Origin of the sequence: Nonomuraea sp. NPDC050404 (assembly GCF_040655495.1) — a bacterium.
Lineage (GTDB): Bacteria > Actinomycetota > Actinomycetes > Streptosporangiales > Streptosporangiaceae > Nonomuraea.
On record NZ_JBFAKB010000056.1, the window covers coordinates 20,054 to 42,113 of the forward strand.

Genomic DNA, 22,060 nt, shown 5'->3' on the forward strand with positions numbered 1-22,060 from the left:
CCTATAGCGGTGCCCGTGATGCTGCGGTGCCCGTGATACTGGCGGCGCCAGAGAACCCCGGGGGCCAGTTCGCTGAGGTGGCGGGACGCTGAGCGCCAGGGCCCTGAGGTGCCGACGGACGGTTCTGGGGCGGCGGTGCGGTGGGTGTGAGCGTTTGGGGTGGGATGTGGTGGTTCGTTTAGACTCCCCGGGTGCTAGACCGTGAAGGGCCCGTGCCCATCTACAAGCAGGTCGCCGATATGGTTCGTGATCAGATCGAACGGGGCGAGCTGGGAGCCGGTGATCCGGTGCCCAGTGAGGCGGGTCTTGAGAAGCGGTATGACATCGCGCGGACGACTGCGCGGAGGGTGGCTCGGGAGTTGCGGGATCGGGGGCTTGCGTACACGGTTCAGGGCGAAGGGACGTTTGTGGGGCAGCCGGGGACGCCTCGGTCGCCTGGGAGGACGCCGATTTATCAGAGGATCGCCGCAGAGGTTGTTGATCGTATCCAGCGGGGTGAGATCGCGCCCAATAGGGCCATTCCCGGAGAGAAAGCTATGATGCGGCAGTATGGCGTCGCGAAGGTGACTGCACGTCAGGCGGTTGCGCGGCTTCGGGAGCTGGGGTGGGTGTTCACGGTGCCATATCGCGGTACATACGTGACCGACCCTGAAAAATGGCCCATAAAGCAGGGTTCTTGATTGCCCCTCTCGTGACCGTGCCTTTGGATACCCTTAGGGCGTGCCGAATCACGAGGGCGGGGCCCACCTATATCTCCAGATCAGCGAGGTCCTCCGGGCGCGCATCGTCGCCGAACTCTCGCCCGGGGATGTTGTGATCAGCGAGGCGGAGATCCAGCGGGAGTTCAAGGTCGCACGTACGACCGCGCGCAGGGCCATACGCGTTTTGCGAAACCAGGGACTGGTGCATACGCGGCAAGGCGAGGGAACATTCGTCAATGCTCCCGGGCAGATAGGGCCCATGGGGCGGCAGTCGCCGTTCTATCGACATATCGCCGGCGAGGTCCGGGAGCGGATTAAGAACGGCGAGTTGGTTTCCAGTCAGCAGATTCCGAGTGAGGTCGTGCTGGTTCGTGAGTACGGTGCCGCGCGAGAGACCGTACGGCGGGCCATCGCGCTGCTGCGGGAAGAGGGATGGGTGTACAGCATTCCGCATCGGGGCAGCTTCGTTTCTCCGCAGGAGCAGTGGCCGATTGGTTGAGTCCGACAACCGGCCTGTCTCACCTGGTTGAGGTGGCGGTGGGCCCTTCCTCAACCTGGTGAGCCAGGAAGCCTTCCTCAATTTTGGTGAGGCAGGAAGCTGTAGGTGTGGCCGCCGCCGCATTAAGGGGACGCTCAGGCGGTTGTGAAGGGCACCAGGCGGTACCAGAGGCAGACCACCGTAGTGGTGTCGTCCACCTTGTAACCCTGCTGCTCCCAATATTGGCGATGCGTGTCCCGCCAGTCCGCCGTTGACTTGTACCCTTCGCCTTCTGCCTCGGCGAACTCCCAGGTGACGTCCGCGAACGGTGTCAGTTCCACCCGGGTTATCTCGATCTCGGCCACGCGGGCATGGGAGTCGTCGACGAGGACGAGTCGTTCGCCGACGCGCTCCACCTCCTCGCCCTCGGCCTCGTAGTCGAGCGGCAGCAGACCGGCGGTAGCCCTTTTTGCGCCCGACAGCGCCAGATCGGTCAACCAGGTACGGACTCTGCCGGGAGTGCCCAGTTCCATCACTCTGAGTCCGTCAATGCGCGGCCACATGATGCCATGTTAGAAGACCGGAATGATTTCTTCAGGGTCGATGATGTCGACCTCGACCCCTTCCAGATCCAGTTCGGGGATGGCGGGGAAGGCGATTCCCCAGCGTTCGACGATCGCGCGGACTCGGGCCATCGCCACGCGCCAGTTCTCCGCCTGCTCCTCGTACGACAGCACGCCCAGCCCCGCCTGCCTGGCATGATCCATGAGGACGCGGTGGTTGGACAGGAAGTACGGCGGCAGTTCCCAGAAACCCTCGGGCGGCTCCCAGAGAATCATGCTGAGGAAGACGAAGCCCGCTCTAAGCTGGCGGGTGATGAGGCTACGGGTGTCGTCCGTGAGCCCCGGCCACTCGTTCTCCAGAATGGTCATGCAGATCTGCAGATGCCGGGACTCGTCGCGGCCGATCCGCTGGAACATCTCGCTGAAGACCGGGTGCGTGGTGCCCGATGACATGCCTCTGAACAGGGTGGAGGCGGCCATCTCGCCCATCATGAAACTCGTGAACAGCACCGGCAGCGAATACTTGCCGACCGCCGAGGTGTAGCCGGTCCAGTAGCGGCCGCCGTTGTGATAGAGCCAGCCGATGTTGTTGTGTGCGGCCTTCTCCAGGTCGTCGGACGGGGTCCAGTTGAGCGGGCCGCCCGGCCAGAGCTTGGCGATGGTGCGCTGGCAACATTCCTCGTGGTTCATCTCGTCGCGGGTTATCGAGAAGAAGCACTTCCTGACCGGGTCCTCTTCGTGTTTCTCGAAGGCCTGGATGGTGGCGCGGGCGAACACCGCCGGTCCCGAGGCGTCGAAATTCGCCAGCACCGCGAACCAGTACATGATGCCCAGGCGCTGCTCCCGCGTGAAGTCGTCGGGGCTCAGGCCGTCCCAGGGGAGGTCGGCCGGGTTCCAGAGCATGCGTTTGGACTTCTCGTAGATGGCGGCGAGCTTCTCCGTCTCCACGCGCCATTCCATGGGGTAAATGTTGGGCTGCGGGATCTCCGGCGCCGGCCAGAAGCCGCCCTCTGGGATCGTGAGGTCCGCCATGATGTGACACCTCCACTGCCATCCTGCGTGGCGGCGTCACGGCTTTCAAGTACACACACGGGCGCAGTGCGCAGTGCTCAGTTTTGGGAGGGCGCGGAGCTCGGAAAAGCTGAGCGCTGGAGGGTGATGACGGATCTGCGAGGGCGGAGGATCCGGGAGGGCGGAGGATCCGGGAGGGCGGAGGATCCGGGAGGGCGGAGGATCCGGGAGGGGTTGTGCTCTTGGGAGGACTGAGCTCCGGGAGGGCTGAGCTCTGGGAGGGGCTTGGCGTTGGGAGGGGCTTGGCGTTGGGAAGGGCTTGGCGTGGCAGGAGGTGTGATGGGTTCGCCTCAAGCGAGCGCGACGGGTCGGGCAGGCGGGCGGGCGTAACAGGCTGGGCCTCAGGTAGGCGCGGCATGCCGGGGCGGACCTGACGGTTTCGGTCTCGGGCTGGCGCGGCGTGTCGGGCAAGGCTTGGCCGGATTCGGCGTCGCTCGGTAGGCGGGGGCGAGATTCGGCGTTGAGGCGGGGCGAGGGCAGGGATCGGCGTTGAGGCTGGGGCTGGGGCGAAGCGGGGATTGGCGTTGAGGCGAGGGCGGGGATCGGTGTTGAGGTGAGTGTGACGGGTGGGGTGGGTGTGACGGGTGGGGGGGTGACGGGTGGGGTGGGTGTGACGGGTGGGGGGGGTGACGGGTGGGGGGGTGACGGGTGGGGTGGGTGTGACGGGTGGGGGTGGGTTTCTCGTGTTGGGGCGACTGCCAGGGTCAGGTACGTGCGCGCTGCGTAACCGCCACACACACCAGCACCCCCAAGGCCGCCGCCATGGTCGCAACCCCGAACCGCTCCCCCATCAGGAACCACGCCCACACCAGGGTAAGCAGCGGCTGCGTGAGCTGAGTCTGCCCGGCCCGCGCGATCCCGCCCCTGGCCAGACCCGCATACCAGGGTATGAACCCCAGGAACATGGAGATCGCCGACACATAAGCGAACCCCGCGACCACCTCGCCGCTGAGGGCGATCGGAGTCGTGAAAGCGAGGATCCCCGTGACGGGCACGGTCAGGGGGAGCGAGAGTACGAGGGCGTAGGAGATGACCTGCCAGCCCGGCGTGTGCCTGGACAGCCGGCCGCCTTCCGTGTACCCGACCGCCGCGGACAACAGGGCCCCCACCAGGAGCAGGTCAGGCCAGGACGGACTGCCGCCGTGCTGGATGAGGGTGAAGGCGGTGATGGCCACGGCGCCGGCCGTACAGGCTGCCCAGAACAGGGGGCGGGGACGTTCGCCGGCGCGCAGGGCGGCGCAGGCGGCGGTGGTCGCGGGGAGGAGGCCAATGACCACGGCGGCGTGGGACGTGCTTGAGCCCAGGTGCAGGGCCAGGCTGCTGAAGATGGGGAAGCCGAAGACCACGCCCAGGGAGATCAGGGCGTAGGCGGGCCAGCGGGCGCGCGGCGGGATGAGAGGGTGGCCCGCGGCTTTCAGGCAGATCAGGGCCAGCACGCCCGCGATGACGGCCCGGCCCGTCGCCACCAGCCAGGGATCGAGACCGCGCATCGCGTAGACCGTGGCGGGCATCGTGCCCGAGAACGCCAGCACGCCCAAGAAGGCCAGGGCCGTACCGCTTCGGCGGTGCGAGCGCGAGTCCTCGTCAAGGACCGCTACTCCACCAACCACAGTAGCGCTATTCTCAGCTTTCATGGAAAACGATAGCAGTATCGTTCAGATCGCCGCGATACTGCGTGAGGAGGCGGACAGGCTCGGGCCGGGGGCGCGGTTGCCGTCCAGCCGGGAGATCATGCGCAGGCACGGCGTGAGCCCGGTGACCGTCTCCAGGGCCATCGGTCAGCTCACCGCGGAGGGGCGGGTGGTGACGCGGCCGGGCAGCGGGGCCTTCGTGGCGCAGCGCGTCAGCCAGGGGCAGGACGCGCCCGATCTGTCCTGGCAGACCGTCGCTCTGGGCGATCGCACGATCGATGAGGGCCCCGTGACGGTGCTGCTGGGGACCGCGACCGAGGGCATGGTGCCGCTGACCGGCGGATATCTGCGTCCGGGGCTGCGGCCCGACAGGCAGCTCGCCACCGCGGCGGCGAGGGCCGCGCGCAGGCCGGACGCCTGGGCCATGCCGCCGCTGGCGGGGCTGCCGGAGTTGCGGCGGTGGTTCGCGACGCAGGCGGGCGGCGAGGCGACGGCCGCCGACGCGCTGATCGTGAGTGGCGGGCAGGCGGCGCTCACGCACGCGTTCAGGGCGCTGGCCGCGCCGGGCACGCCCATCCTGGTCGAGACGCCCACCTACCCGGGCGCGCTGGCGGCGGCCAAGGCTGCGGGGTTGCGGGCCACGGCCGTACCGATGGACAGGGACGGTGTACGTCCCGATCTGCTGGCCGAGGCCTTCGCCGTCACGGGAGCGCGGGTGTTCTTCTGCCAGCCCACCCTGCACAACCCCACCGGCGCCACGCTGCCGGTCGGGCGCAGGGAACAGGTGCTGCAGGTGGCCAGGGCGGCGGGTGCGTTCGTGGTCGAGGACGACTTCGCCCGGTACCTGACCCAGCAGCCTCCCCCGTCCCTGGCCTCCATGGACCGGCACGGCACCGTGGTGCACATCGGCTCGCTGACGAAGATCCTCTCGCCGAGCATGCGGGTGGCGGCCGTGATCGCCAGGGGGCCGGCCGCGCATCGGCTGCGGGCCTGCCAACTCGTGGAGTCGTTCTTCGTGGCGCGGCCCCTGCAGGAGACGGCGCTGGAGTTCGTGGGGTCCCCGGCCTGGCGGCGGCATCTGACGGCCGTGCACGCCGAGATCGCCACCCGCCGCGACACGCTCGCGGCGGCGCTCGCCGAGCTCCTGCCGGACGCCGAGCCGCATCTGCTGCCCGCGGGCGGGATGCACCTGTGGGTACGGTTGCCCGCCGACGTCGACGAGCACGCCCTGGTGGAGCAGGCCAGGCAGAACGGGGTGCTGGTGAGTCCCGGCAGGATGTACTACCCGTCCGAGCCCCCGGGGCCCCGGATCCGGCTCACACACATGGCCGCCGCCCATCCGGCGGAGCTGCGCGAAGGCGTACGACGACTCGCCGAAGCATTGAACGCCCAACGATCAAGCAACCCCGCGAGGCCATGAACGTCCAGCAGTCAAGCAACCCACCGAGACCATGAACACGCCCGAAAGATCAAGCAACCCCGCGAGGCCGTGACCGTCCAGCGGTCAAACAACCCACCAAAGCCATGAACGCCCGACAATCAAACAACCCGCCGACGACATGAACGCCGTACAAGAAGCCATGAACGCCGTACAAGGCAGACAGGCCGTACAGCCAGGCGGGCAAGCACCTCCCCGAGCCACAAACGCCCGCGATCACAGCCCACTACAGTGACACCATGCAGTTCTCCGCGGAGCTCATACGAGACTTCGTGAACACCTTCGACGTAGAAGCCCAAGCGGACGAGCTGTCCTCCCCCGCCGACCTGGCCGTGTGGCTGCGCGAACGGGACCTCATAGGCCCGCTCGACCGCGCCACCGACGAGGACCTCCAAACCGCCCACCAGTTGCGCGAGGGCCTCAGAGCCGCCCTCAGACGCGAGAGCGCCGATCTCCCGGCGCTTGCGGTGCAGGTCAGGGTGGGGGCGGGCGAGCGGCCCGAGCTGGTTCCCGCGGTGGAGGGCGTGCGGGGCGGGCTGGCCAGGATCGCGGCGGCGGTGGCGCTGGCCGCCGCCGGGACGGCGCGGGAGTGGGACCGGCTCAAGGTGTGCGCGGAAGAAACGTGTCAATGGGCGTTCATCGACTCGTCAAAGAACCGTTCCCGCTCGTGGTGTTCGATGCGGGTATGCGGCAACCGCACCAAGACACGGGCTTACCGGGCGAGGAAGCGGGGTTCGCGTCGTCTCCAAGGCTCAAACACCGATACGGTGTAACTCGTGCCTTGTGGCATGGACAGCAGGCGAAGGAGCGGGCCGAGATGGCAGACGTAGGCGTCCGGGCGGCCCGGCGCGAGGATGTGCTCCAGGTTGCGAACACTCAGGTCCGCGCCTGGCGCTACGGCTATCGAGACTTCCTCCCGGAGGGCCCACTCGAGCAGATGACCGGCACGGCGGCCGAGAAGATGTGGCTGCGCCAGTGGGACGAGGCGATCGTCGCACCGCCGAGCCCCATGCACCGGGTGCTGGTCGCGGTGGAGACCATCCTCGACACCGAGGGCTTTCCCGCGCTGGGTGCGGGTGGCAGCGCCGCCCTCGTGACCCCCAGGGGTGGCGAGCGCGTGGTCGGCCTGGCCTCCCATGCCCCCGCCGAGGATCCCGACCTCGACCCCGGGGTGGCGGCCGAGATGCTGACCCTGCTGGTTGACCCCGATTTCGTACGCCGCGGGCACGGCAGCCGCCTGCTCAACGCCACGGTCGACTACCTGCGCGAGGACGGCTTCCGGCAGATCGTCACCTGGGTCTTCGCCGACAACTACGCTGTGCTGGGCTTCCTGGAGTCGGCGGGCTGGGGCGAGGACATGGCCGAGCGCGTCCTCGACATGGGCCGCCCGATCAGGATGGTCAGGCTCACCACGGACATCAGCTAGAGGTAGACAACGGTATGGCAACCCCCGCTCAATGGATCGCCGGCGCTCGCCCGCGTACCCTCCCCAACGCCATCGTGCCCGTCATGGTCGGCAGCGGCGTGGCGGTCGGCGAAGGCGGTTTCGTGTGGTGGCGGGCGCTGCTGGCGCTGCTCGTGGCGCTGTCGCTGCAGATCGGCGTCAACTACGCCAACGACTACAGCGACGGCATCCGCGGCACCGACGACCAGCGGGTCGGCCCGATGCGGCTGGTCGGCTCGCGCGCGGCCACGCCCCGGCAGGTGCTGACGGCCGCGCTGGGCTGCTTCGCGCTGGCGGCGGTGCTGGGGCTCGTCCTGGTGCTGGTCACGCAGGCGTGGTGGGTGCTGGCGGTGGGCGCGGCGGCGATCGCGGCGGCCTGGTTCTACACCGGCGGCAAGAGCCCCTACGGCTACCGCGGGCTGGGCGAGGTGGCCGTGTTCGTCTTCTTCGGGGTCGTGCCCGTGGTCGGCACCGCGTACGTGCAGACCGAGCAGCTGAGCTGGGCGGCGCTGCTCGCCTCGATCCCGGTCGGGCTGCTGTCGTGCTCGATGCTGGTGGTCAACAACCTGCGTGACGTGGGCACCGACGGGCAGGCGGGCAAGCGCACGCTGGCGGTGCTGCTGGGGGCCGAGCGCACCCGTACGCTCTACGTCGCCTGTCAGGTGGTGCCGTTCGTGGTGGCGCTGGCGATGATCCCGATCACGCCGTGGGCGGCGCTCGTGCTGCTGGCCGCGCCGCTGGCGATCTCCCCCATCAGGGCGGTGCTGGGCAAGGCGGTCGGCCCGGCGCTCATCGCGGTGCTGCAGCAGACGGGCAAGCTGCAGATGGCGTACGGGCTGCTGTTCTCGGTGGGTCTGGCCATCATCTTCTAAGGTGGACCGGTGAAGGATTTCATCGCCGGTCTGCCCAAGTGCGAGCTGCACCTGCACATCGAGGGCACCCTGGAGCCCGAGCTCAAGTTCGAGCTGGCCAGGCGCAACGGTCTGGAGCTGCCGTACGCCACGGTGGAGGAGATGCGGGCCGCCTACACCTTCGACAGCCTGTCCTCGTTCCTGACGATCTACTACGAGGGCATGCGGGTGCTGCGCACCGAGCCCGACTTCTACGACCTGGCCATGGCCTACCTGCGCAAGGCGGCCGAGCAGAACGTCCGCTACGCGGAGATCTTCTTCGATCCGCAGGCGCACACCTCGCGCGGGGTGCCGTTCGACGTGGTCATCAGGGGGTTGCGGCGGGCGCTCATGGACGCCCATGCGCAGCTCGGGGTGCGGGCGCAGCTCATCCTGTGCTTCCTGCGGGACTTCCAGGCCGAGTACGCGATGGCGACGTTGCTGGAGTCGCTGCCGTACAAGGAGTGGATCGCCGGCGTCGGGCTCGACTCCGACGAGAGGGGCAACCCGCCGAGCAAGTTCGCGGCGGTGTACGAGCGGGCCAGGCAGGAGGGTTACCTGCTGACCATGCACTGCGACGTGGACCAGGACAACGCGATCGAGCACATCCGCCAGGCCATCGAGGACATCGGCGTCAACCGGATCGACCACGGCGTCAACGTCCTGGAGGACCAGCGGCTGGTGGAGGTGGTGCTGGAGCGCGGCATGGGGCTGACCTGCTGCCCGATCTCCAACGGCTACGTCACCGAGTCGATGCAGGCCGAGGGCATCCGCAAGCTGATGGACCTGGGCGTGCGGGTGACGGTCAGCTCCGACGACCCGGCGTACTTCGACGGCTACGTGCTGGAGAACATCCTGGCCCTGCAGGACGCCCTCCAGCTCACCCGCGAGGAGCTGGCCCAGCTCCAGCGCAACGCCTTCGAGATCACCTGGCTGCCCAGGCATCTCAAAGACGCATACCTGGCCGAGGTGGACGCCTACGTCTCGTGACGACGCCGTTCGAGCGGGTAGCCTAGGAGGACCCGTAAGGACCTGGCAGACCGACGCGGCGATCGCGAGGGATCGTGCTGAACCGGCCGACTGTGCCCACCGACATCGAAGAATTCGAGCGGGCACTCGCTGAATGCGTCACCATCGCTGGGCGGACGATGCCCGGCTCCACGATGATCAGCGTCGCCCTCTGCACGGACGACGGCATCCGCACCGCGGCCCGTTCGCACGCGCGGGCCGAACTGCTCGACGGACTGCAGTCGGCCATCAAACAGGGGCCGGTGCTCGACGCCATCGACACGGGGCAGCGGGTGACGACCGGCGACCTGGCGGCCGACTCCCGGTGGCCGCGCTTCACGGACGAGTCGGCGCAGGTCCGCGGCGTTTACTGCGAGCCGCTTGAGTCGGAGGGCACGCTGCTCGGCGTGCTCACGCTCTACTCCGGCCGGGCGGGCCCCTTCGCCGACGAGACGCTGATCGTCATGAGCCTGACCGCCGCCCACATCGGCGTGCTGTTCCGTACGTCGCTGGACGCGGCCCGCATGCGGGAGGTGGCGGCGCAGCTCAAGGAGGCGCTCACCACCCGCGCGATCATCGATCAGGCGCTCGGCATCGTGATGGCGCAGCGGCGGTGCACCGCCCAGCGCGCCTTCGAGATATTACGTCACGTCTCCCAGGACAAGAACGTCAAGCTGCACCAGATCGCCGCCTCGATCGTGGAGAAGGTGAGCGGCGAGCCGCCGCAGCGTTCCCGCTTCGAGGAACCTCCCCAGTACATCGCCCGCCGCCGGACATAAGGGGCCCTGCGCCCGGCTCAGAGCGCTCCTGCGGGTCCCGGCCGCGCCGCCGCATGCAGGGGGAGGGCGCTCAGTACAGCGGCCCTTCAGGGGCGAGTCACACCGCGCGGCTCATCACCACACGCGGCGCGACCTCGATGCCCAGGTCCCGTTCGTGCGCGACGAGCGCCCGCAACTCCGGCCCCCACTGTGCCTCGGGCACCACGCGGAAGCCGTGCCGCTTCTCGTACCAGGGCGCGTTCCACGGCACGTCGCGGAACGTCGTCAGCGTCACGGCCGGCGCGCCGGCCGCGCGGGCGTGATCGATCACGGCCGTCATCAGCCGCCCCCCGATGCCCTGCCTCATGTCGTCGGGACGCACGGCGAGCTGTTCGAGGTGCAGATTGCCATCCACCCACCCCATCAGCGCGAACCCGACCGGCGGAGTTCCCTCCACCAGCACGGCGCCCGGGTCGTCCACCTCTTCGATCATGGTGGTGCCGGGCGGGAACACGATGCCCGCCTGCTCGAACATGCCATCCGCGGCCAGCTCCACGGAGACCAGCCCGGACAGTTCGCCGGCTTCGGCCCATCGCACCATGCCGACACGATCCCACGTTTCCGGAGGATCTCGCAGCTGGTATTAGGGTTGATGATCGTAGGCCCGGCTGTGCGGAGCCGGGACCCTCTCCTCACGGCGTGCCCACGCCCGCGTGCGGACGTGGGCACGCCGTGTGCACCTACAGGTCCTACAGGTCCAGCAGGGGTTCCAGGCCCACGGTAAGGCCGGGCGTCTCGCGCACCCTGCGCACGCCGAGCAGCACCCCGGGCGTGAACGCGGACCTGCTCATCGTGTCGTGCCTGATCGTGAGGATCTCGCCGTCGCCGCCGAGCAGCACCTCCTGGTGCGCGATCAGCCCGGACAACCGCACCGCGTGCACGTGCACCCCGCCGACGTCGGCCCCGCGCGAGCCCTCCAGCGCGGTGCTCGTCGCGTCGGGCATCGCGCCCATCCCGGCCTTGGCCCGCGCCTGCGACACCAGCTCCGCCGTACGGCGAGCGGTCCCGGAAGGAGCGTCGGCCTTGTTGGGATGATGCAGCTCCACGATCTCGGCGGACTCGAAGTAGCGGGCCGCCTGCTGCGCGAAGTGCATCATGAGCACGGCCGCGATGCCGAAGTTGGGCGCGATCAGGCAGTTGGTGCCGGGGTTGCCCGCCAGCCACCCGCGTACGGTCTCCAGCCGCCCCTCGTCGAACCCGGTCGTGCCCACCACGGGGTGGACGCCGTGACCGATCGCCCATTCGAGGTTGCCCATGACCACGTCGGGATGGGTGAAGTCGACCACCACCTCGGCGCCTTGGAGCCCCTCGATGGAGTCGTCCTTGTCGAGCGCGGCCACCAGCTCCATGTCGGTGGCCGCCTCGACTGCCTTACACACTTCAACGCCCACGCGCCCCTGGGCGCCGAGCACACCTACCCTGATCACGCGGCCAACTCTAGCGAACGGCGTCGCCGAAGTCCTTGTCGCCGTACGGCCCGATCACTGCCAGTGTGAGCGGCCGGTTGAGCACGTCGCGAGCCACCTCGGAGATCTCCTCGGGGGTGACGGACTCGATCCGCGACAACACCTCGTCCACCGACATCAGCTCGTCGTAGACCAGCTCGTTCTTGCCGATGCGCGACATGCGCGAGCCGGTGTCCTCCAGGCCGAGCACGAGCCCGCCGCGCATCTGCCCCTTGCCGCGCATGATCTCATCTGCGCTCAGGCCGTCGGCCACCACCCTGGACAGCTCGTCCCGGCAGATCTTGAGCACGTCGTCGATCTTCGACGGCAGGCAGCCCACGTAGATGCCGAACTGCCCGGTGTCGGCGTAGGCCGAGGTGTAGCTGTAGGCGGAGTAGGCCAGGCCGCGCTTCTCCCTGATCTCCTGGAAGAGCCGGGAGGACATGCCGCCGCCCATGGCCGCGTTGAGCACGCCCAACGCGAACCTGCGGTCGTCGGTACGGGCCAGCCCGGTCGTGCCGAGCACCAGGTTGGCCTGCTCGGTCGGCCGGTCGAGCACGGTGACGCCGGAGTGGGTCGCGGCGCCGGGCCCGCTGGTGCGCGGCGGCGCGAACTCGGCGGGGCCTACGAGCGCGCCCGCCCGCTCGTAGGCCCGGGCGACCAGCTCGACGACCTCTTCGTGCCGGATGTTGCCGGCCACGGACACGACCGTCGTGCGGGGCCGGTAGTAGGTGCGGTAGTACTCGGCGATCCGCTCCCGCCCGAGGGCGTTGATCGATTCGACCGTTCCCAGGATGGGCCGGCCGATCGGCGAGTCACCGTAGAGCGCGGCGGCGAACTGCTCGTGCACCACGTCGGAGGGGTCGTCGTCGTGCATGGCGATCTCTTCGAGGATCACGCCCCGCTCGGACTCGACGTCCTCCTCGGCCACCAGCGAGCTGGTCACCACGTCGGCGAGCACGTCCACCGCGATCGGCAGGTCCTCGTCGAGGATCCGCGCGTAGTAGCAGGTGTACTCCTTGGCGGTGAAGGCGTTGATCTCACCGCCGATGCCTTCGACTGAGGCGGAGATCTCCATCGCATCGCGCGTGGGCGTGCCCTTGAACAGCAGGTGTTCAAGGAAATGGGTGGCCCCCATGTGCTCGGGGGCCTCATCACGCGAGCCGATGCCGACCCACATGCCGACCGCGACGCTGCGCACGGTCGGCATGGTCTCGGTCACCACGCGCAGCCCACCCGGGAGGACGGTGCGCCTTACCACCCCGGCTCCGTCCTTGCCGGGGTGCAGCGTGGTCGTCGTCACGAGTTCCGGTCGTCTCCCTCGGTGCGGGTGTTGCGCACGCGCGTACGGGTGCGGCGGGGCCGGTCGGCCTTGTCGTCGGCGGCGGCCTCGGGCTGTGCGGGAGCCTCGGCGGGAGCGTCGCCGGACGCGCCCTTCGCCTCCTTCTCGGCGGCCTCCTTCTCGATGACCTCGACCGGCACCAGCGAGAGCTTGCCCCGGCCGTCGATCTCGGCGATCTCGACCTGGATCTTCTCGCCGACGCTCATGACGTCCTCGACGTTCTCGATCCGCTTGCCGCCGTGCAGCTTGCGGATCTGGGAGACGTGCAGCAGGCCGTCCTTGCCCGGCATGAGCGAGATGAACGCGCCGAAGGCGGCGATCTTGACGACCGTGCCCAGGTAGCGCTCGCCGACCTCCGGCATGTGCGGGTTGGCGATCGCGTTGATCGCCGAACGGGCGGCCTCGGCGGAGGGCCCGTCGGTGGCGCCGATGTAGATCGTGCCGTCGTCCTCGATGGTGATCTCGGCGCCCGTGTCGTCCTGGATCTGGTTGATCATCTTGCCCTTCGGGCCGATGACCTCGCCGATCTTGTCCACGGGGACCTTGATGGTGATGATGCGCGGCGCGGTCGGGTTCATCTCCGCCGGAGAGTCGATCGCCTCCTGCATCACGTCGAGGATCGCCAGGCGGGCGCCCTTGGCCTGCTTGAGCGCGCCGGCCAGCACGCTGGCGGGGATGCCGTCGAGCTTGGTGTCGAGCTGCAGGGCGGTGATGACGTCCTTGGTGCCGGCGACCTTGAAGTCCATGTCGCCCATGGCGTCCTCGGCGCCGAGGATGTCGGTCAGCGTGACGTAGCTGTCACCCTCGCCGATCAGGCCCATCGCGATGCCCGCGACCATCTCCTTGAGCGGCACACCGGCGTCGAGCAGCGCCATCGTGGAGGCGCAGACCGAGCCCATCGAGGTGGAGCCGTTGGAGCTGAGCGCCTCGGAGACCTGCCGGATGGCGTACGGGAACTCCTCGCGCGTGGGCAGCACCGGGATCAGCGCCCGCTCGGCCAGCGCGCCGTGACCGATCTCGCGGCGCTTGGGCGAGCCCACGCGGCCGGTCTCGCCGGTGGAGTAGGGCGGGAAGTTGTAGTTGTGCATGTAGCGCTTGGTCCGCTCGGGGTTGAGCGTGTCGATGACCTGCTCCATGCGCAACATGTTGAGGGTGGTGATGCCCAGGATCTGGGTCTCACCGCGCTCGAACAGGGCCGAGCCGTGCACCCGGGGCACCACGTGGACCTCGGCGGACAAGGCGCGGATGTCCTTGGTGCCGCGGCCGTCGATGCGGATGCCCTCCTTGATGACGCGCTCGCGCATGAGCTTCTTCATGACCGAGCGGAACGCGGCGGAGATCTCCTTCTCGCGGCCCTCGAACTCGGTGAGGAGCTTCTCGGCGGCCAGCGCCTTGACCCTCTCCAGCTCGGTCTCGCGCTCCTGCTTGCCGGCGATGGTCAGCGCGGCGGCCAGCTCGGTCTTGATCGCGGCCTCGACGGAGGTGTAGACGTCCTCCTGGTACTCCAGGAACACGGGGTACTCGGCCGTCTCCTTGGCCGCGACCTGCGCGATGCGTGACTGCGCCTCGCACAACACCTTGATGAAGGGCTTGGCGGCGTCGAGGCCCTGCGCGACGGTCTCCTCGGTGGGCGCGACGGCGCCCTCGGCGACCAGCTTCAGCGTGTCCCTGGTGGACTCGGCCTCGACCATCATGATCGCGACGTCGCCGTCGGCGAGCACGCGGCCGGCCACGACCATGTCGAACGTGGCCCGCTCCAGCTCGGGGTGCGTCGGGAAGGCCACCCACTGGCCGTCGATCAGCGCGACGCGCACGCCGCCGATCGGCCCGGAGAAGGGCAGCCCGGCGAGCTGGGTGGACAGCGACGCGGCGTTGATGGCCACCACGTCGTAGAGGTGGTCGGGGTTGAGCGCCATGACGGTGGCCACGACCTGGACCTCGTTGCGCAGGCCCTTGACGAACGACGGGCGCAGCGGCCGGTCGATCAGGCGGCAGGTGAGGATGGCGTCCTCGGAGGGACGGCCTTCGCGGCGGAAGAACGAGCCGGGGATGCGGCCCGCGGCGTACATGCGCTCCTCGACGTCCACCGTCAGCGGGAAGAAGTCGAACTGTTCCTTGGGCGACTTGGAAGCGGTGGTGGCCGAAAGCACCATCGTGTCGCTGTCGAGATAGGCGACGGCGGAACCCGCCGCCTGACGCGCGAGCCGGCCGGTCTCGAACCGGATCGTGCGCGTGCCGAACGCGCCGTTGTCTATGACGGCTTCAGCAGTGTGGACACCCTCCACGGGGGACCTCCTTGTGGTCGGTCTCCCGCGCCCTTTTCTCACCGGCACCCTCGTTAGGTGCAGCGCCGGTCTTCGATCGAAGCGCCCGGTCAAGTGCGTCACTTACCGGAAGCCACTACCGAGGACCGGCCCGCAGGCGTCGCGGGTCGCATGGTGCTGAGCGGACGCGGGGGCTGTGTGTCTCGGATCTTCAGTTGTACGTCAGGCGCCGGGGTCTTTTCCGACGCCACGCGCCTGACCGTATGGGGTCCTACCCCAAATGGAAAGGGAGCGGCGCGAACGCCGCTCCCTTTTCACGCTATCGGCGCAGGCCGAGCCGCTCGATGAGCGAACGGTAGCGCTGGATGTCGACCTTCTGCAGGTACTTCAGCAGGCGGCGCCGGCGCCCGACGAGCAGCAGCAGGCCACGACGGCTGTGGTGGTCGTGCTTGTGCGTCTTCAGGTGCTCGGTCAGCTCGCTGATGCGCTTGCTGAGCAGCGCGATCTGCACCTCGGGCGACCCGGTGTCGCCTTCGACCGTCGCGTACTCGCTGATGATGGTCTTCTTGGCAGCGGTGTCGAGGGACACGGCTCTCCTTCAATCTACGGACACGCGCGAATGAGATTAAGGGCGCGAACGACCGTGCGTGCCTACAGTCGCCGCGTGAAGGCCGTCATGGGCAGCGCGCAGCGCCGCCGCTACAGAGCCGACATGCAAGGTTACCACCTCGTGTCCAGTGCGGCGTCCCGTGTGTACGCGGCGGCGAACTCTTCGGACGGGGCGATGGGCGTGATGACGTCCACCAGCACGCCACTGGGGTCGGCGACGATGAAGTGCCGCTGGCCGAAGTCCTCGTCGCGCAGCGCCAGCTCGGGGGTCAGGCCCTCCCCCTCCACCAGTCTGGCCCATTCCGCGTCCACGTCGTCCACCTCGAAGTTGAGCAGCAGGCCCGCGACCGGCCTGCGGTGGGCGGCGGGCAGGGTCGGGTGCGTGTGGTCGAGCAGCGCCAGCTCGTAGGGGCCGCGGCGCAGGCTCACGTACCAGTCGGCCTCGAAGGCCACCTCGAACCCGAACAGGCGCACGTAGAAGTCCCTCGTTTCGACGACCTTGTCGGTGCAGATCACCGGATAGAAGCTGCTGAGTCTCATGATCCTGCCTTTCACATACCGTCGGTATGTGGCGGTACGCTAGTTCGCATACCATCGGTATGTCAAAGAGGGGTGCATTTGACCAGCAGGGCCGAGCAGAAGGAGCGGACCAGGCAGACGCTCGTCGCCGAGAGCAGGCGGTTGTTCGCCGCCAAGGGCTACGCAGCGGTGGGCCTGGCGGAGATCGTGCGCGAGTCGGGGGTGACCAAAGGGGCCCTTTACCACCACTTCGATGGCAAACCGGCGCTGTTCCGCGCCGTGCTGGAGCAGGTGCAACAGGAGGTGGCGGCGCGGGTGGTGGCCGCGGCGGAAGCGACGGACGATCCCTGGGACCGGCTGTGCAACGGCTGCGCGGCGTTCGTCGAGGCGGGCACTGATCCCGAGGTGCAGCGCATCATGCTGATCGACGGGCCCGCGGTGCTGGGGTGGAGCGAGTGGCGCGCCATCGACGAGACCACCTCGGCCGCACACCTGGCGGAGGCGCTGACCGAACTGGTGGCCGACGGCACGATCACACCGCAGCCGGTGGCCCCCCTCACGCGGCTACTGTCGGGCGCGATGAACGAGGCCGCACTCTGGCTGGCCCAATCCACCGGCCCGACAGACCTGGAGGACACCCTGACGGCGCTCTCCCAACTGCTGGAGTCGCTCCGCTACCGAAACCAATGAGGTCGGTGAGGTTGGTGAAGCGGTGGGTGAGATCAGCGAGGCCACCGAGAGGAAAACCACGTGGCCGGGTAACTGGGGCTCGCGTGACGGTGGCGCGCCACTGACCGGTCAGAGGCCGTTTCCCTGGACAGCCGCGAGCCGGCGACGGTGGGTGGGAGGCCACGGCAGCGCGTAAAAGATGGAGGGCTTATGTGAGGCGGCGGGTGGCATCGACGTCGGCGTGGATCTGGGCGATGAGGGCCTCGATCGAGTCGAAGCGGGTGTTGCCGCGCAGGCGGGCCGCGAACTCCACCGCCACGTGCACCCCATAGAGCTCCAGGTCATCGCGGTCCAGGGCATAAGCCTCGACCGTACGCGGAACGCCCTCGAACGTCGGATTCGTGCCGACAGAGATCGCCGCGGGCCAGCGCTCGCCCGCGTACACGACCGGCAGGTTGGCCACCGGCACGCACTCCATCCACCCCGCATACACCCCGTCCGCCGGGATCGCCGTGTACTGCGGCGTCTCCACGTTCGCGGTGGGAAAGCCGAGCTGGCGGCCGCGCTGGTAGCCGCGCACGACCACGCCCTCCACCCGGTGCGGCCGGCCTAGCCGGTTCCTGGCCTGCGCCACGTCGCCCTCGACGAGCAGCTCGCGGATCGAGGTCGAGGAGACGTCGTCGAGCAGCGGCAGGACTTCCACCTCGAAGTCGTATATTTCGCCCAGCGTCCGCAATGTCTCGATGTTGCCCTTGGCGCCCTGGCCGAACGCGAAGTTCTCCCCCACCACCACGACCGCCGCCCGCAGCCGCTCGGCCAGCACGTTCTGCGCGAACTCCTCGGGAGTCGTCCGCGACAGGCCGAGCGTGAACTCCACCACGTCGATCTCGTCGATCCCCAGCTCCGTCAGCAACTCGGCCCTGCGCCGCGCGCCGGTCAGCCGGTGGGGATGCGACCCGGGCCGCACGACCTCCTCGGGATGCGGCTCGAACGTCACGGCCACACTGCGCAGCCCCCGCTCGCGGGCGACGGCCACGGTGCGCTCGACCACCCGCTGGTGCCCACGGTGAACCCCGTCGTACACGCCGATGGTGACGACGGCCCTCTCCGAACCCTGCACGCTAGGCCCCATTCGCTCGTCCCCGGATCAACCCGTACAAGCCTGCCATGCGCCGCGCCATTCCCCCCAATCGAGGGGACTATCATCGGGCATCATGCCTCGTTACGCGCTTCTGATCTTGCCCGCCTTCAACCGGGTCTACGGTGAGAGCTCCATCCGGCTGACCCGCGCCGAGCTGGCCGTCTTCAGCGAGCGCGCCCTTGACGGCGAGGTCCTGGACAGCGCGGAGCAGCGGATCGGCGGCGTGCCGTACGTGACGTTCGAGACCACGAGCCCGCTGAGCGAGCCCGACGTCCGGCTGCTGTCCAACCTCTCCTCCGTCTACGCCGTCTTCGGCATGGAGGGAGAACTGCTGCGGCCCCTGGCCATGCAGTCGCGCGACCGGCTGAGCAGCGACCTGATCACGATCCAGAAGTACGCGGGCAAGACCAACGAGCACTTCACCAAGCTGCTGCTCAACGTCACGGCGCTGGCGGGCGACAAGGGCCTGGCCGACGGATTGTCGGTGTTCGACCCGCTGTGCGGCCGCGGCACCACCCTCAACCAGGCCCTCATGTACGGCTACGACGCCTACGGCCTCGACGTGGACGGCAAGGACTTCGAGGCCTACAGCGGCTTCATCAAGACCTGGCTGCGCAACAGACGGCTCAAGCACACCGCCGAGACCGTGCCGGTGCGCCGCGAGCGGGCCCTGGTCGGGCGGCGGCTCAACGTCACGTTCGGCCAGTCGAAGGAGGCCGTCAAGGCCGGTGACGTGCAACATCTGACCGTGGTCAACGCCGACACCCTCAAGAGCCGCGAGTTCTTCAAGCCGCGCTCGTTCGACCTGCTGGTGACGGACGCGCCCTACGGCGTCCAGCACGGCAGCAAGGGCGGGGCCGGCCTGTCCCGCAGCCCACTGGAACTGCTCGGCAAGGCCGTGCCCGGCTGGGCCGAGCTGCTGCGGCCCGGCGGCGCGATGGGCATCTCCTGGAACACCTACGGCGGCAAGAGCGCCGAGCTGGCCAGGATCCTCACGGACGCCGGCCTCGAAGTGCTGGACTATCCCGACTTTGAACACTGGGTGGACCAGGCGATCGTGCGCGACATCATCGTCGCCCGCAAGCCCGCCTAACCGACCCCGCCTAACCGACCCCGCCTAACCGACGAAGACCGCCAGCGGTTTGGCGACCCGGCCCTGCTCCTCCACCAGCGCCAGCAGCTCGCCCTCCGGCCCGAACACCCCGATCGGCCCCGTGCCGAGCCCCGCGGCGGGCAGCCGTCCGCCGTGCCCGATCACGCGGGCCTCCTCGGCCGTGACGTCCCTGCGCGGGAACGCCGCCGCCACCGCCTCGCCGATCGGCAGGATCACGAACTGCTCGGCCAGCTGCTCGATGCTCCTGGCCAGGGACAGGTCGTAGGGCCCCACCCGGGTGCGCCGCAACCGCGTCAGATGCCCGCCCACGCCAAGCGCCGCGCCCAGGTCACGGGCCAGCGAACGGATGTAGGTGCCGCTGGAGCAGGTCACGACCGCGTCCACGTCCACGACGTCACCGCCGGCGCGCAGGTCGAGCACGTCGAACCCGCGCACGGTGACGGGCCTGGCCCGAAGCTCGACCGTCTCGCCCGCGCGGGCCATCTTGTAGGCCCGCTGCCCGTTCACCTTGATCGCGCTGACCTGCGGCGGGATCTGCATGATCTCACCGGTCAGCGCCGCGACGCCCTTGTGCACCTCGGCCGCCGTGACCTCCGACGCCGAGGCCGTGGCGGTGACCTCGCCCTCGGCGTCGTCGGTGTTCGTGCTCACACCGAGCCTGATCGTGGCCTCGTACACCTTCTCGGTCAGCGTCAGGTGCCCCAGCAGCCTGGTCGCCTTCTCCACGCCGACCACCAGCACGCCCGTCGCCATCGGGTCGAGCGTGCCCGCGTGGCCCACCCGGCGGGTGCCGGCGAAGCGCCGCATCTTGGCCACGACGTCGTGGGAAGTCCACTCGCCCGGCTTGTCGACGATGATCAGACCGCTCTCGGCCATCAGGAAACCTTCCCCAGCTCGCGCCGGAACTTGTCCATGGTCTCCTCGACCGTGTCGTAGGAGGTGAAGCCGGCCGCGTTGTGATGACCGCCGCCGCCCAGCGCCGTGCACACGGCCGCCACGTCGGCGGTGCCCTTCGACCTCGTGGAGACCTGCCAGTCGCCGTAGTCGTCCTCCTTGAGCACGACCGCGACCTCGGCCTCGTCGGTGCGGCGCACGATGTCGATGACGCCTTCGAGCTCGGAGTACGGCAGCCCGTACGCGGCCCGGTCCACCCGGGACACGTACGTCCACACCAGCCCGCCCTCCAGCGTCACCCGCTCCAGCGCGTTCGCCAGCACCTTGAGATAGCCGAACGGCGAACGGTCCCACAACTCGCGGGCGATCTCGTCGGTACGCAGCCCGGTCGCCACGAGCCTGGCCGCCATCTGGTGCACGGCGGGCGTGGTCGAGGAGTGGCGGAAGGACCCGGTGTCGGTCACCAGCCCCGCGTACAGGCAGGTGGCGATGTCCAGGTCGAGCCGCCCGCCGAGCCGGTAGACGAGCTGCTCGGCCAGCATGGCGGTGGCCGCGGCGTTGGCGTCGATGAGGTCGAGCGAGCCGAACCCCGAGTTGGACGGGTGGTGGTCGACCACGATGACCTCGCGTGCCGAGGCGGCGTTGGCGCCCAGCAGCCCGACCCGCTCGAACGTCGAGCAGTCGAACACGATCATCAGCTCGGGCGCGGCCGGATAGTCCTCCGGCGGCACGAGCATCTCCTGGCCGGGCAGGAACCGCAGCAGCCTGGGTACCGCGAAGTGCCGGTCGCCGAACGAGGCCACCACGCGCTTGCCCATCGAGCGCAGCACGAACGCCACGGCCAGCATGGACCCGAGCGCGTCACCGTCGGGCGTGACGTGGCAGGCCAGCGCGACCTCGTCGGCCTCGCCGATCAGCCGCAACGCCCGATCCCACGACGCTTCGGGGATCGGGCAGTGGTCCGCGGGCCGCCGCTCCAGCCGGGGCGAGTGCTCGGCCCGGTCGCGCACGTCGGGCGTCACGCCTTGTCTTCCCTGGCGACCTCGGAGTCCTCCTCCTCGTCGGGCTTTCTGTACGGATCGGCCTCACCGGCGTAGGCGGCGTTCTCGGCCTGCCGCGCCACCTCGGCGTCGCGCGCCCTGGCGGCGTTGATCAGCTCGTCCAGGTGGCGCGCGCTGTCGGGCAGCGGGTCGTGCGTGAACGTCAGTGTCGGGGCGAAACGCACCCCGGTCTGCCGGCCCACCTCGGAACGGATGATCCCCTTGGCGCTTTCGAGGGCGGCGGCGCTGTCGGCCCGCTCCGCGTCCGACCCGAACACCGTGTAGAAAACCGTCGCGTCGCGCAGGTCAGCGGTGATACGCGTGTCGGTCACGGTGATGAAGCCCAAACGCGGATCCTTGATCCGGCGCTCCAGCATCTCGGCGACGATCTGCTGGATGCGGTCGGCGAGCTTGCGCGCTCGTGCTGCATCCACCATGTTCGCTCCCCCTCACGCACGTCCTGGCCGTGCAGTCGTTCAATCTGCTATCAGTCAATCTTCGTCGTTGTAGAGCCGGTGCCGGGCCGACAGCAGCTCGATCTCGGGGCGGAACGCCACCATCCGCTCGCAGGCGTCCAGCACCTCCTTGCAGTTACCCGCAGAAGCGGAGACAACCGCCAAACCGACCTCCGCTCTGCGATGAAGGTCGAGATGGCCGGTCTCAGCCACGGCGATGCTGGGATAACGGCGCTGCAGCTCGGCGATGAGCGGCCGGATGACAGAGCGCTTCTGCTTCAGCGATCTGACGTCGCCGAGCAGGATGTCCAGGGTCAGAGCACCCACATACATCGTTGGTCACCACCGCTTGGCCTGGTGAGGTGAACGCACGCCCGGCCTGCTGCGGTGGGAACCAGGCCATGGCGTGCGAGAGGCGCCCGGCGGATGTCCCGCCGATGACGTGGGCCTGGCTGAGCAGTTCCGGGCATCGCGCGATCGCCGAGGACGCGGGCTGGCTCGCGCGGGTGCCCGAGACGCAGGTCGC

The 22,060-nt window shown here is 69.0% G+C and carries 24 protein-coding genes; 10 read left to right on the forward strand and 14 right to left on the reverse strand.

What is annotated here, in order from left to right:
* Nucleotides 1-212 precede the first annotated feature (212 nt).
* Both AB0I81_RS62285 and AB0I81_RS62290 read left to right on the forward strand, forming a co-directional pair.
* Nucleotides 213-680 carry a GntR family transcriptional regulator gene (locus tag AB0I81_RS62285; RefSeq protein WP_360679840.1) on the forward strand — a complete coding sequence of 156 codons (468 nt, stop codon included), beginning with the start codon at nt 213-215 and terminating at the stop codon, nt 678-680.
* A gap of 40 nt (nt 681-720) precedes the next feature.
* Nucleotides 721-1,200, forward strand: a complete 480-nt coding sequence (locus AB0I81_RS62290; protein WP_360679843.1) for a GntR family transcriptional regulator — start codon at nt 721-723, stop codon at nt 1,198-1,200.
* 134 nt (nt 1,201-1,334) lie between these two features.
* Here the strand turns inward: AB0I81_RS62290 and AB0I81_RS62295 are convergent, their stop codons facing one another.
* From AB0I81_RS62295 to AB0I81_RS62305, 3 genes are all read right to left on the reverse strand, one after another.
* Nucleotides 1,335-1,742 carry an ASCH domain-containing protein gene (locus AB0I81_RS62295; protein WP_360679846.1) on the reverse strand — a complete coding sequence of 136 codons (408 nt, stop codon included), beginning with the start codon at nt 1,740-1,742 and terminating at the stop codon, nt 1,335-1,337.
* 9 nt (nt 1,743-1,751) lie between these two features.
* A complete protein-coding gene (locus AB0I81_RS62300; RefSeq protein WP_360679848.1) occupies nt 1,752-2,774 on the reverse strand; it encodes a hypothetical protein in 1,023 nt (340 codons plus the stop codon).
* A 743-nt stretch (nt 2,775-3,517) separates the two neighbouring features.
* The gene (locus AB0I81_RS62305) at nt 3,518-4,447 is read right to left on the reverse strand and encodes a DMT family transporter (protein ID WP_360679851.1); all 930 of its coding nucleotides are present in this window, start codon (nt 4,445-4,447) and stop codon (nt 3,518-3,520) included.
* Here AB0I81_RS62305 and AB0I81_RS62310 point away from each other — a divergent pair.
* The 6 genes from AB0I81_RS62310 to AB0I81_RS62335 all read left to right on the forward strand — a co-directional run bounded on the left by AB0I81_RS62310 (nt 4,446) and on the right by AB0I81_RS62335 (nt 10,003).
* A complete protein-coding gene (locus tag AB0I81_RS62310; RefSeq protein ID WP_360679854.1) occupies nt 4,446-5,864 on the forward strand; it encodes a PLP-dependent aminotransferase family protein in 1,419 nt (472 codons plus the stop codon). The two genes, AB0I81_RS62305 and AB0I81_RS62310, sit on opposite strands and share 2 nt — an antisense overlap.
* Before the next feature lie 257 nt (nt 5,865-6,121).
* Nucleotides 6,122-6,655: a CGNR zinc finger domain-containing protein gene (locus AB0I81_RS62315; protein WP_360679857.1), complete on the forward strand. Its 534-nt coding sequence runs from the start codon at nt 6,122-6,124 to the stop codon at nt 6,653-6,655.
* A gap of 44 nt (nt 6,656-6,699) precedes the next feature.
* Nucleotides 6,700-7,308 (forward strand): GNAT family N-acetyltransferase, encoded by a 609-nt coding sequence (locus AB0I81_RS62320; RefSeq protein ID WP_360679860.1) that lies wholly within the window; start codon nt 6,700-6,702, stop codon nt 7,306-7,308.
* 14 nt (nt 7,309-7,322) lie between these two features.
* Complete coding sequence (locus AB0I81_RS62325; RefSeq protein WP_360679863.1) at nt 7,323-8,198, forward strand: 1,4-dihydroxy-2-naphthoate polyprenyltransferase; 876 nt, start codon at nt 7,323-7,325, stop codon at nt 8,196-8,198.
* A 9-nt stretch (nt 8,199-8,207) separates the two neighbouring features.
* On the forward strand, nt 8,208-9,206 hold the full coding sequence (locus tag AB0I81_RS62330; protein WP_360679866.1) for an adenosine deaminase: 999 nt from the start codon (nt 8,208-8,210) through the stop codon (nt 9,204-9,206).
* 92 nt (nt 9,207-9,298) lie between these two features.
* On the forward strand, nt 9,299-10,003 hold the full coding sequence (locus AB0I81_RS62335; RefSeq protein WP_360679868.1) for a GAF and ANTAR domain-containing protein: 705 nt from the start codon (nt 9,299-9,301) through the stop codon (nt 10,001-10,003).
* A 97-nt stretch (nt 10,004-10,100) separates the two neighbouring features.
* Here the strand turns inward: AB0I81_RS62335 and AB0I81_RS62340 are convergent, their stop codons facing one another.
* The 6 genes from AB0I81_RS62340 to AB0I81_RS62365 form a co-directional block, all read right to left on the reverse strand.
* On the reverse strand, nt 10,101-10,583 hold the full coding sequence (locus tag AB0I81_RS62340; protein WP_360679871.1) for a GNAT family N-acetyltransferase: 483 nt from the start codon (nt 10,581-10,583) through the stop codon (nt 10,101-10,103).
* Nucleotides 10,584-10,731: 148 nt separating this feature from the next.
* Nucleotides 10,732-11,469: a 4-hydroxy-tetrahydrodipicolinate reductase gene (dapB, locus tag AB0I81_RS62345; protein WP_360679874.1), complete on the reverse strand. Its 738-nt coding sequence runs from the start codon at nt 11,467-11,469 to the stop codon at nt 10,732-10,734.
* 10 nt (nt 11,470-11,479) lie between these two features.
* The gene (locus tag AB0I81_RS62350) at nt 11,480-12,790 is read right to left on the reverse strand and encodes a pitrilysin family protein (RefSeq protein ID WP_360679877.1); all 1,311 of its coding nucleotides are present in this window, start codon (nt 12,788-12,790) and stop codon (nt 11,480-11,482) included.
* A complete protein-coding gene (locus tag AB0I81_RS62355) occupies nt 12,787-15,114 on the reverse strand; it encodes a polyribonucleotide nucleotidyltransferase (protein WP_360679879.1) in 2,328 nt (775 codons plus the stop codon). The genes AB0I81_RS62350 and AB0I81_RS62355 overlap by 4 nt, the downstream gene beginning before the upstream one ends.
* Nucleotides 15,115-15,412: 298 nt before the next feature.
* Complete coding sequence (gene rpsO, locus AB0I81_RS62360) at nt 15,413-15,682, reverse strand: 30S ribosomal protein S15 (RefSeq protein ID WP_360679882.1); 270 nt, start codon at nt 15,680-15,682, stop codon at nt 15,413-15,415.
* Nucleotides 15,683-15,813: 131 nt separating this feature from the next.
* The gene (locus AB0I81_RS62365; RefSeq protein ID WP_360679885.1) at nt 15,814-16,242 is read right to left on the reverse strand and encodes a VOC family protein; all 429 of its coding nucleotides are present in this window, start codon (nt 16,240-16,242) and stop codon (nt 15,814-15,816) included.
* A gap of 78 nt (nt 16,243-16,320) precedes the next feature.
* Here AB0I81_RS62365 and AB0I81_RS62370 point away from each other — a divergent pair, with 78 nt between their 5' ends.
* On the forward strand, nt 16,321-16,911 hold the full coding sequence (locus AB0I81_RS62370; RefSeq protein WP_360679888.1) for a TetR/AcrR family transcriptional regulator: 591 nt from the start codon (nt 16,321-16,323) through the stop codon (nt 16,909-16,911).
* A gap of 187 nt (nt 16,912-17,098) precedes the next feature.
* Here the strand turns inward: AB0I81_RS62370 and AB0I81_RS62375 are convergent, their stop codons facing one another.
* Nucleotides 17,099-18,022, reverse strand: a complete 924-nt coding sequence (locus tag AB0I81_RS62375) for a bifunctional riboflavin kinase/FAD synthetase (protein WP_360679891.1) — start codon at nt 18,020-18,022, stop codon at nt 17,099-17,101.
* Nucleotides 18,023-18,104: 82 nt separating this feature from the next.
* On the opposite strand from AB0I81_RS62375, the gene AB0I81_RS62380 reads away from it, so the two are divergent.
* Nucleotides 18,105-19,124, forward strand: a complete 1,020-nt coding sequence (locus AB0I81_RS62380; RefSeq protein WP_360679894.1) for an SAM-dependent methyltransferase — start codon at nt 18,105-18,107, stop codon at nt 19,122-19,124.
* Between the two features lie 24 nt (nt 19,125-19,148).
* On the opposite strand, the gene truB is transcribed toward AB0I81_RS62380, so the two are convergent.
* The 4 genes from truB to AB0I81_RS62400 are packed head-to-tail and all read right to left on the reverse strand — an operon-like array spanning nt 19,149 to nt 21,867.
* A complete protein-coding gene (gene truB, locus AB0I81_RS62385; protein ID WP_360679897.1) occupies nt 19,149-20,021 on the reverse strand; it encodes a tRNA pseudouridine(55) synthase TruB in 873 nt (290 codons plus the stop codon).
* Complete coding sequence (locus AB0I81_RS62390) at nt 20,021-21,061, reverse strand: DHH family phosphoesterase (RefSeq protein WP_360679900.1); 1,041 nt, start codon at nt 21,059-21,061, stop codon at nt 20,021-20,023. Before AB0I81_RS62390 ends, truB begins: the two co-directional genes overlap by 1 nt.
* A complete protein-coding gene (gene rbfA, locus AB0I81_RS62395) occupies nt 21,058-21,516 on the reverse strand; it encodes a 30S ribosome-binding factor RbfA (protein WP_360679903.1) in 459 nt (152 codons plus the stop codon). The genes AB0I81_RS62390 and rbfA overlap by 4 nt, the downstream gene beginning before the upstream one ends.
* Nucleotides 21,517-21,570: 54 nt before the next feature.
* A complete protein-coding gene (locus AB0I81_RS62400) occupies nt 21,571-21,867 on the reverse strand; it encodes a DUF503 domain-containing protein (protein WP_360679905.1) in 297 nt (98 codons plus the stop codon).
* Nucleotides 21,868-22,060: the final 193 nt, after the last annotated feature.

Excerpts from the sequence above, each read along its gene's own strand:
- AB0I81_RS62295 (WP_360679846.1), bottom strand. The coding sequence starts at position 1,742 with ATGTGGCCGCGCATTGACGGACTCAGAGTGATGGAACTGGGCACTCCC.
- AB0I81_RS62300 (WP_360679848.1), bottom strand. The coding sequence starts at position 2,774 with ATGGCGGACCTCACGATCCCAGAGGGCGGCTTCTGGCCGGCGCCGGAG.
- AB0I81_RS62310 (WP_360679854.1), top strand. The coding sequence starts at position 4,446 with ATGGAAAACGATAGCAGTATCGTTCAGATCGCCGCGATACTGCGTGAG.
- AB0I81_RS62305 (WP_360679851.1), bottom strand. The coding sequence starts at position 4,447 with ATGAAAGCTGAGAATAGCGCTACTGTGGTTGGTGGAGTAGCGGTCCTT.
- AB0I81_RS62315 (WP_360679857.1), top strand. The coding sequence starts at position 6,122 with ATGCAGTTCTCCGCGGAGCTCATACGAGACTTCGTGAACACCTTCGAC.
- AB0I81_RS62320 (WP_360679860.1), top strand. The coding sequence starts at position 6,700 with ATGGCAGACGTAGGCGTCCGGGCGGCCCGGCGCGAGGATGTGCTCCAG.
- AB0I81_RS62325 (WP_360679863.1), top strand. The coding sequence starts at position 7,323 with ATGGCAACCCCCGCTCAATGGATCGCCGGCGCTCGCCCGCGTACCCTC.
- AB0I81_RS62340 (WP_360679871.1), bottom strand. The coding sequence starts at position 10,583 with ATGGTGCGATGGGCCGAAGCCGGCGAACTGTCCGGGCTGGTCTCCGTG.
- AB0I81_RS62365 (WP_360679885.1), bottom strand. The coding sequence starts at position 16,242 with ATGAGACTCAGCAGCTTCTATCCGGTGATCTGCACCGACAAGGTCGTC.
- AB0I81_RS62375 (WP_360679891.1), bottom strand. The coding sequence starts at position 18,022 with ATGGGGCCTAGCGTGCAGGGTTCGGAGAGGGCCGTCGTCACCATCGGC.
- AB0I81_RS62380 (WP_360679894.1), top strand. The coding sequence starts at position 18,105 with ATGCCTCGTTACGCGCTTCTGATCTTGCCCGCCTTCAACCGGGTCTAC.
- truB (WP_360679897.1), bottom strand. The coding sequence starts at position 20,021 with ATGGCCGAGAGCGGTCTGATCATCGTCGACAAGCCGGGCGAGTGGACT.
- rbfA (WP_360679903.1), bottom strand. The coding sequence starts at position 21,516 with ATGGTGGATGCAGCACGAGCGCGCAAGCTCGCCGACCGCATCCAGCAG.
- AB0I81_RS62400 (WP_360679905.1), bottom strand. The coding sequence starts at position 21,867 with ATGTATGTGGGTGCTCTGACCCTGGACATCCTGCTCGGCGACGTCAGA.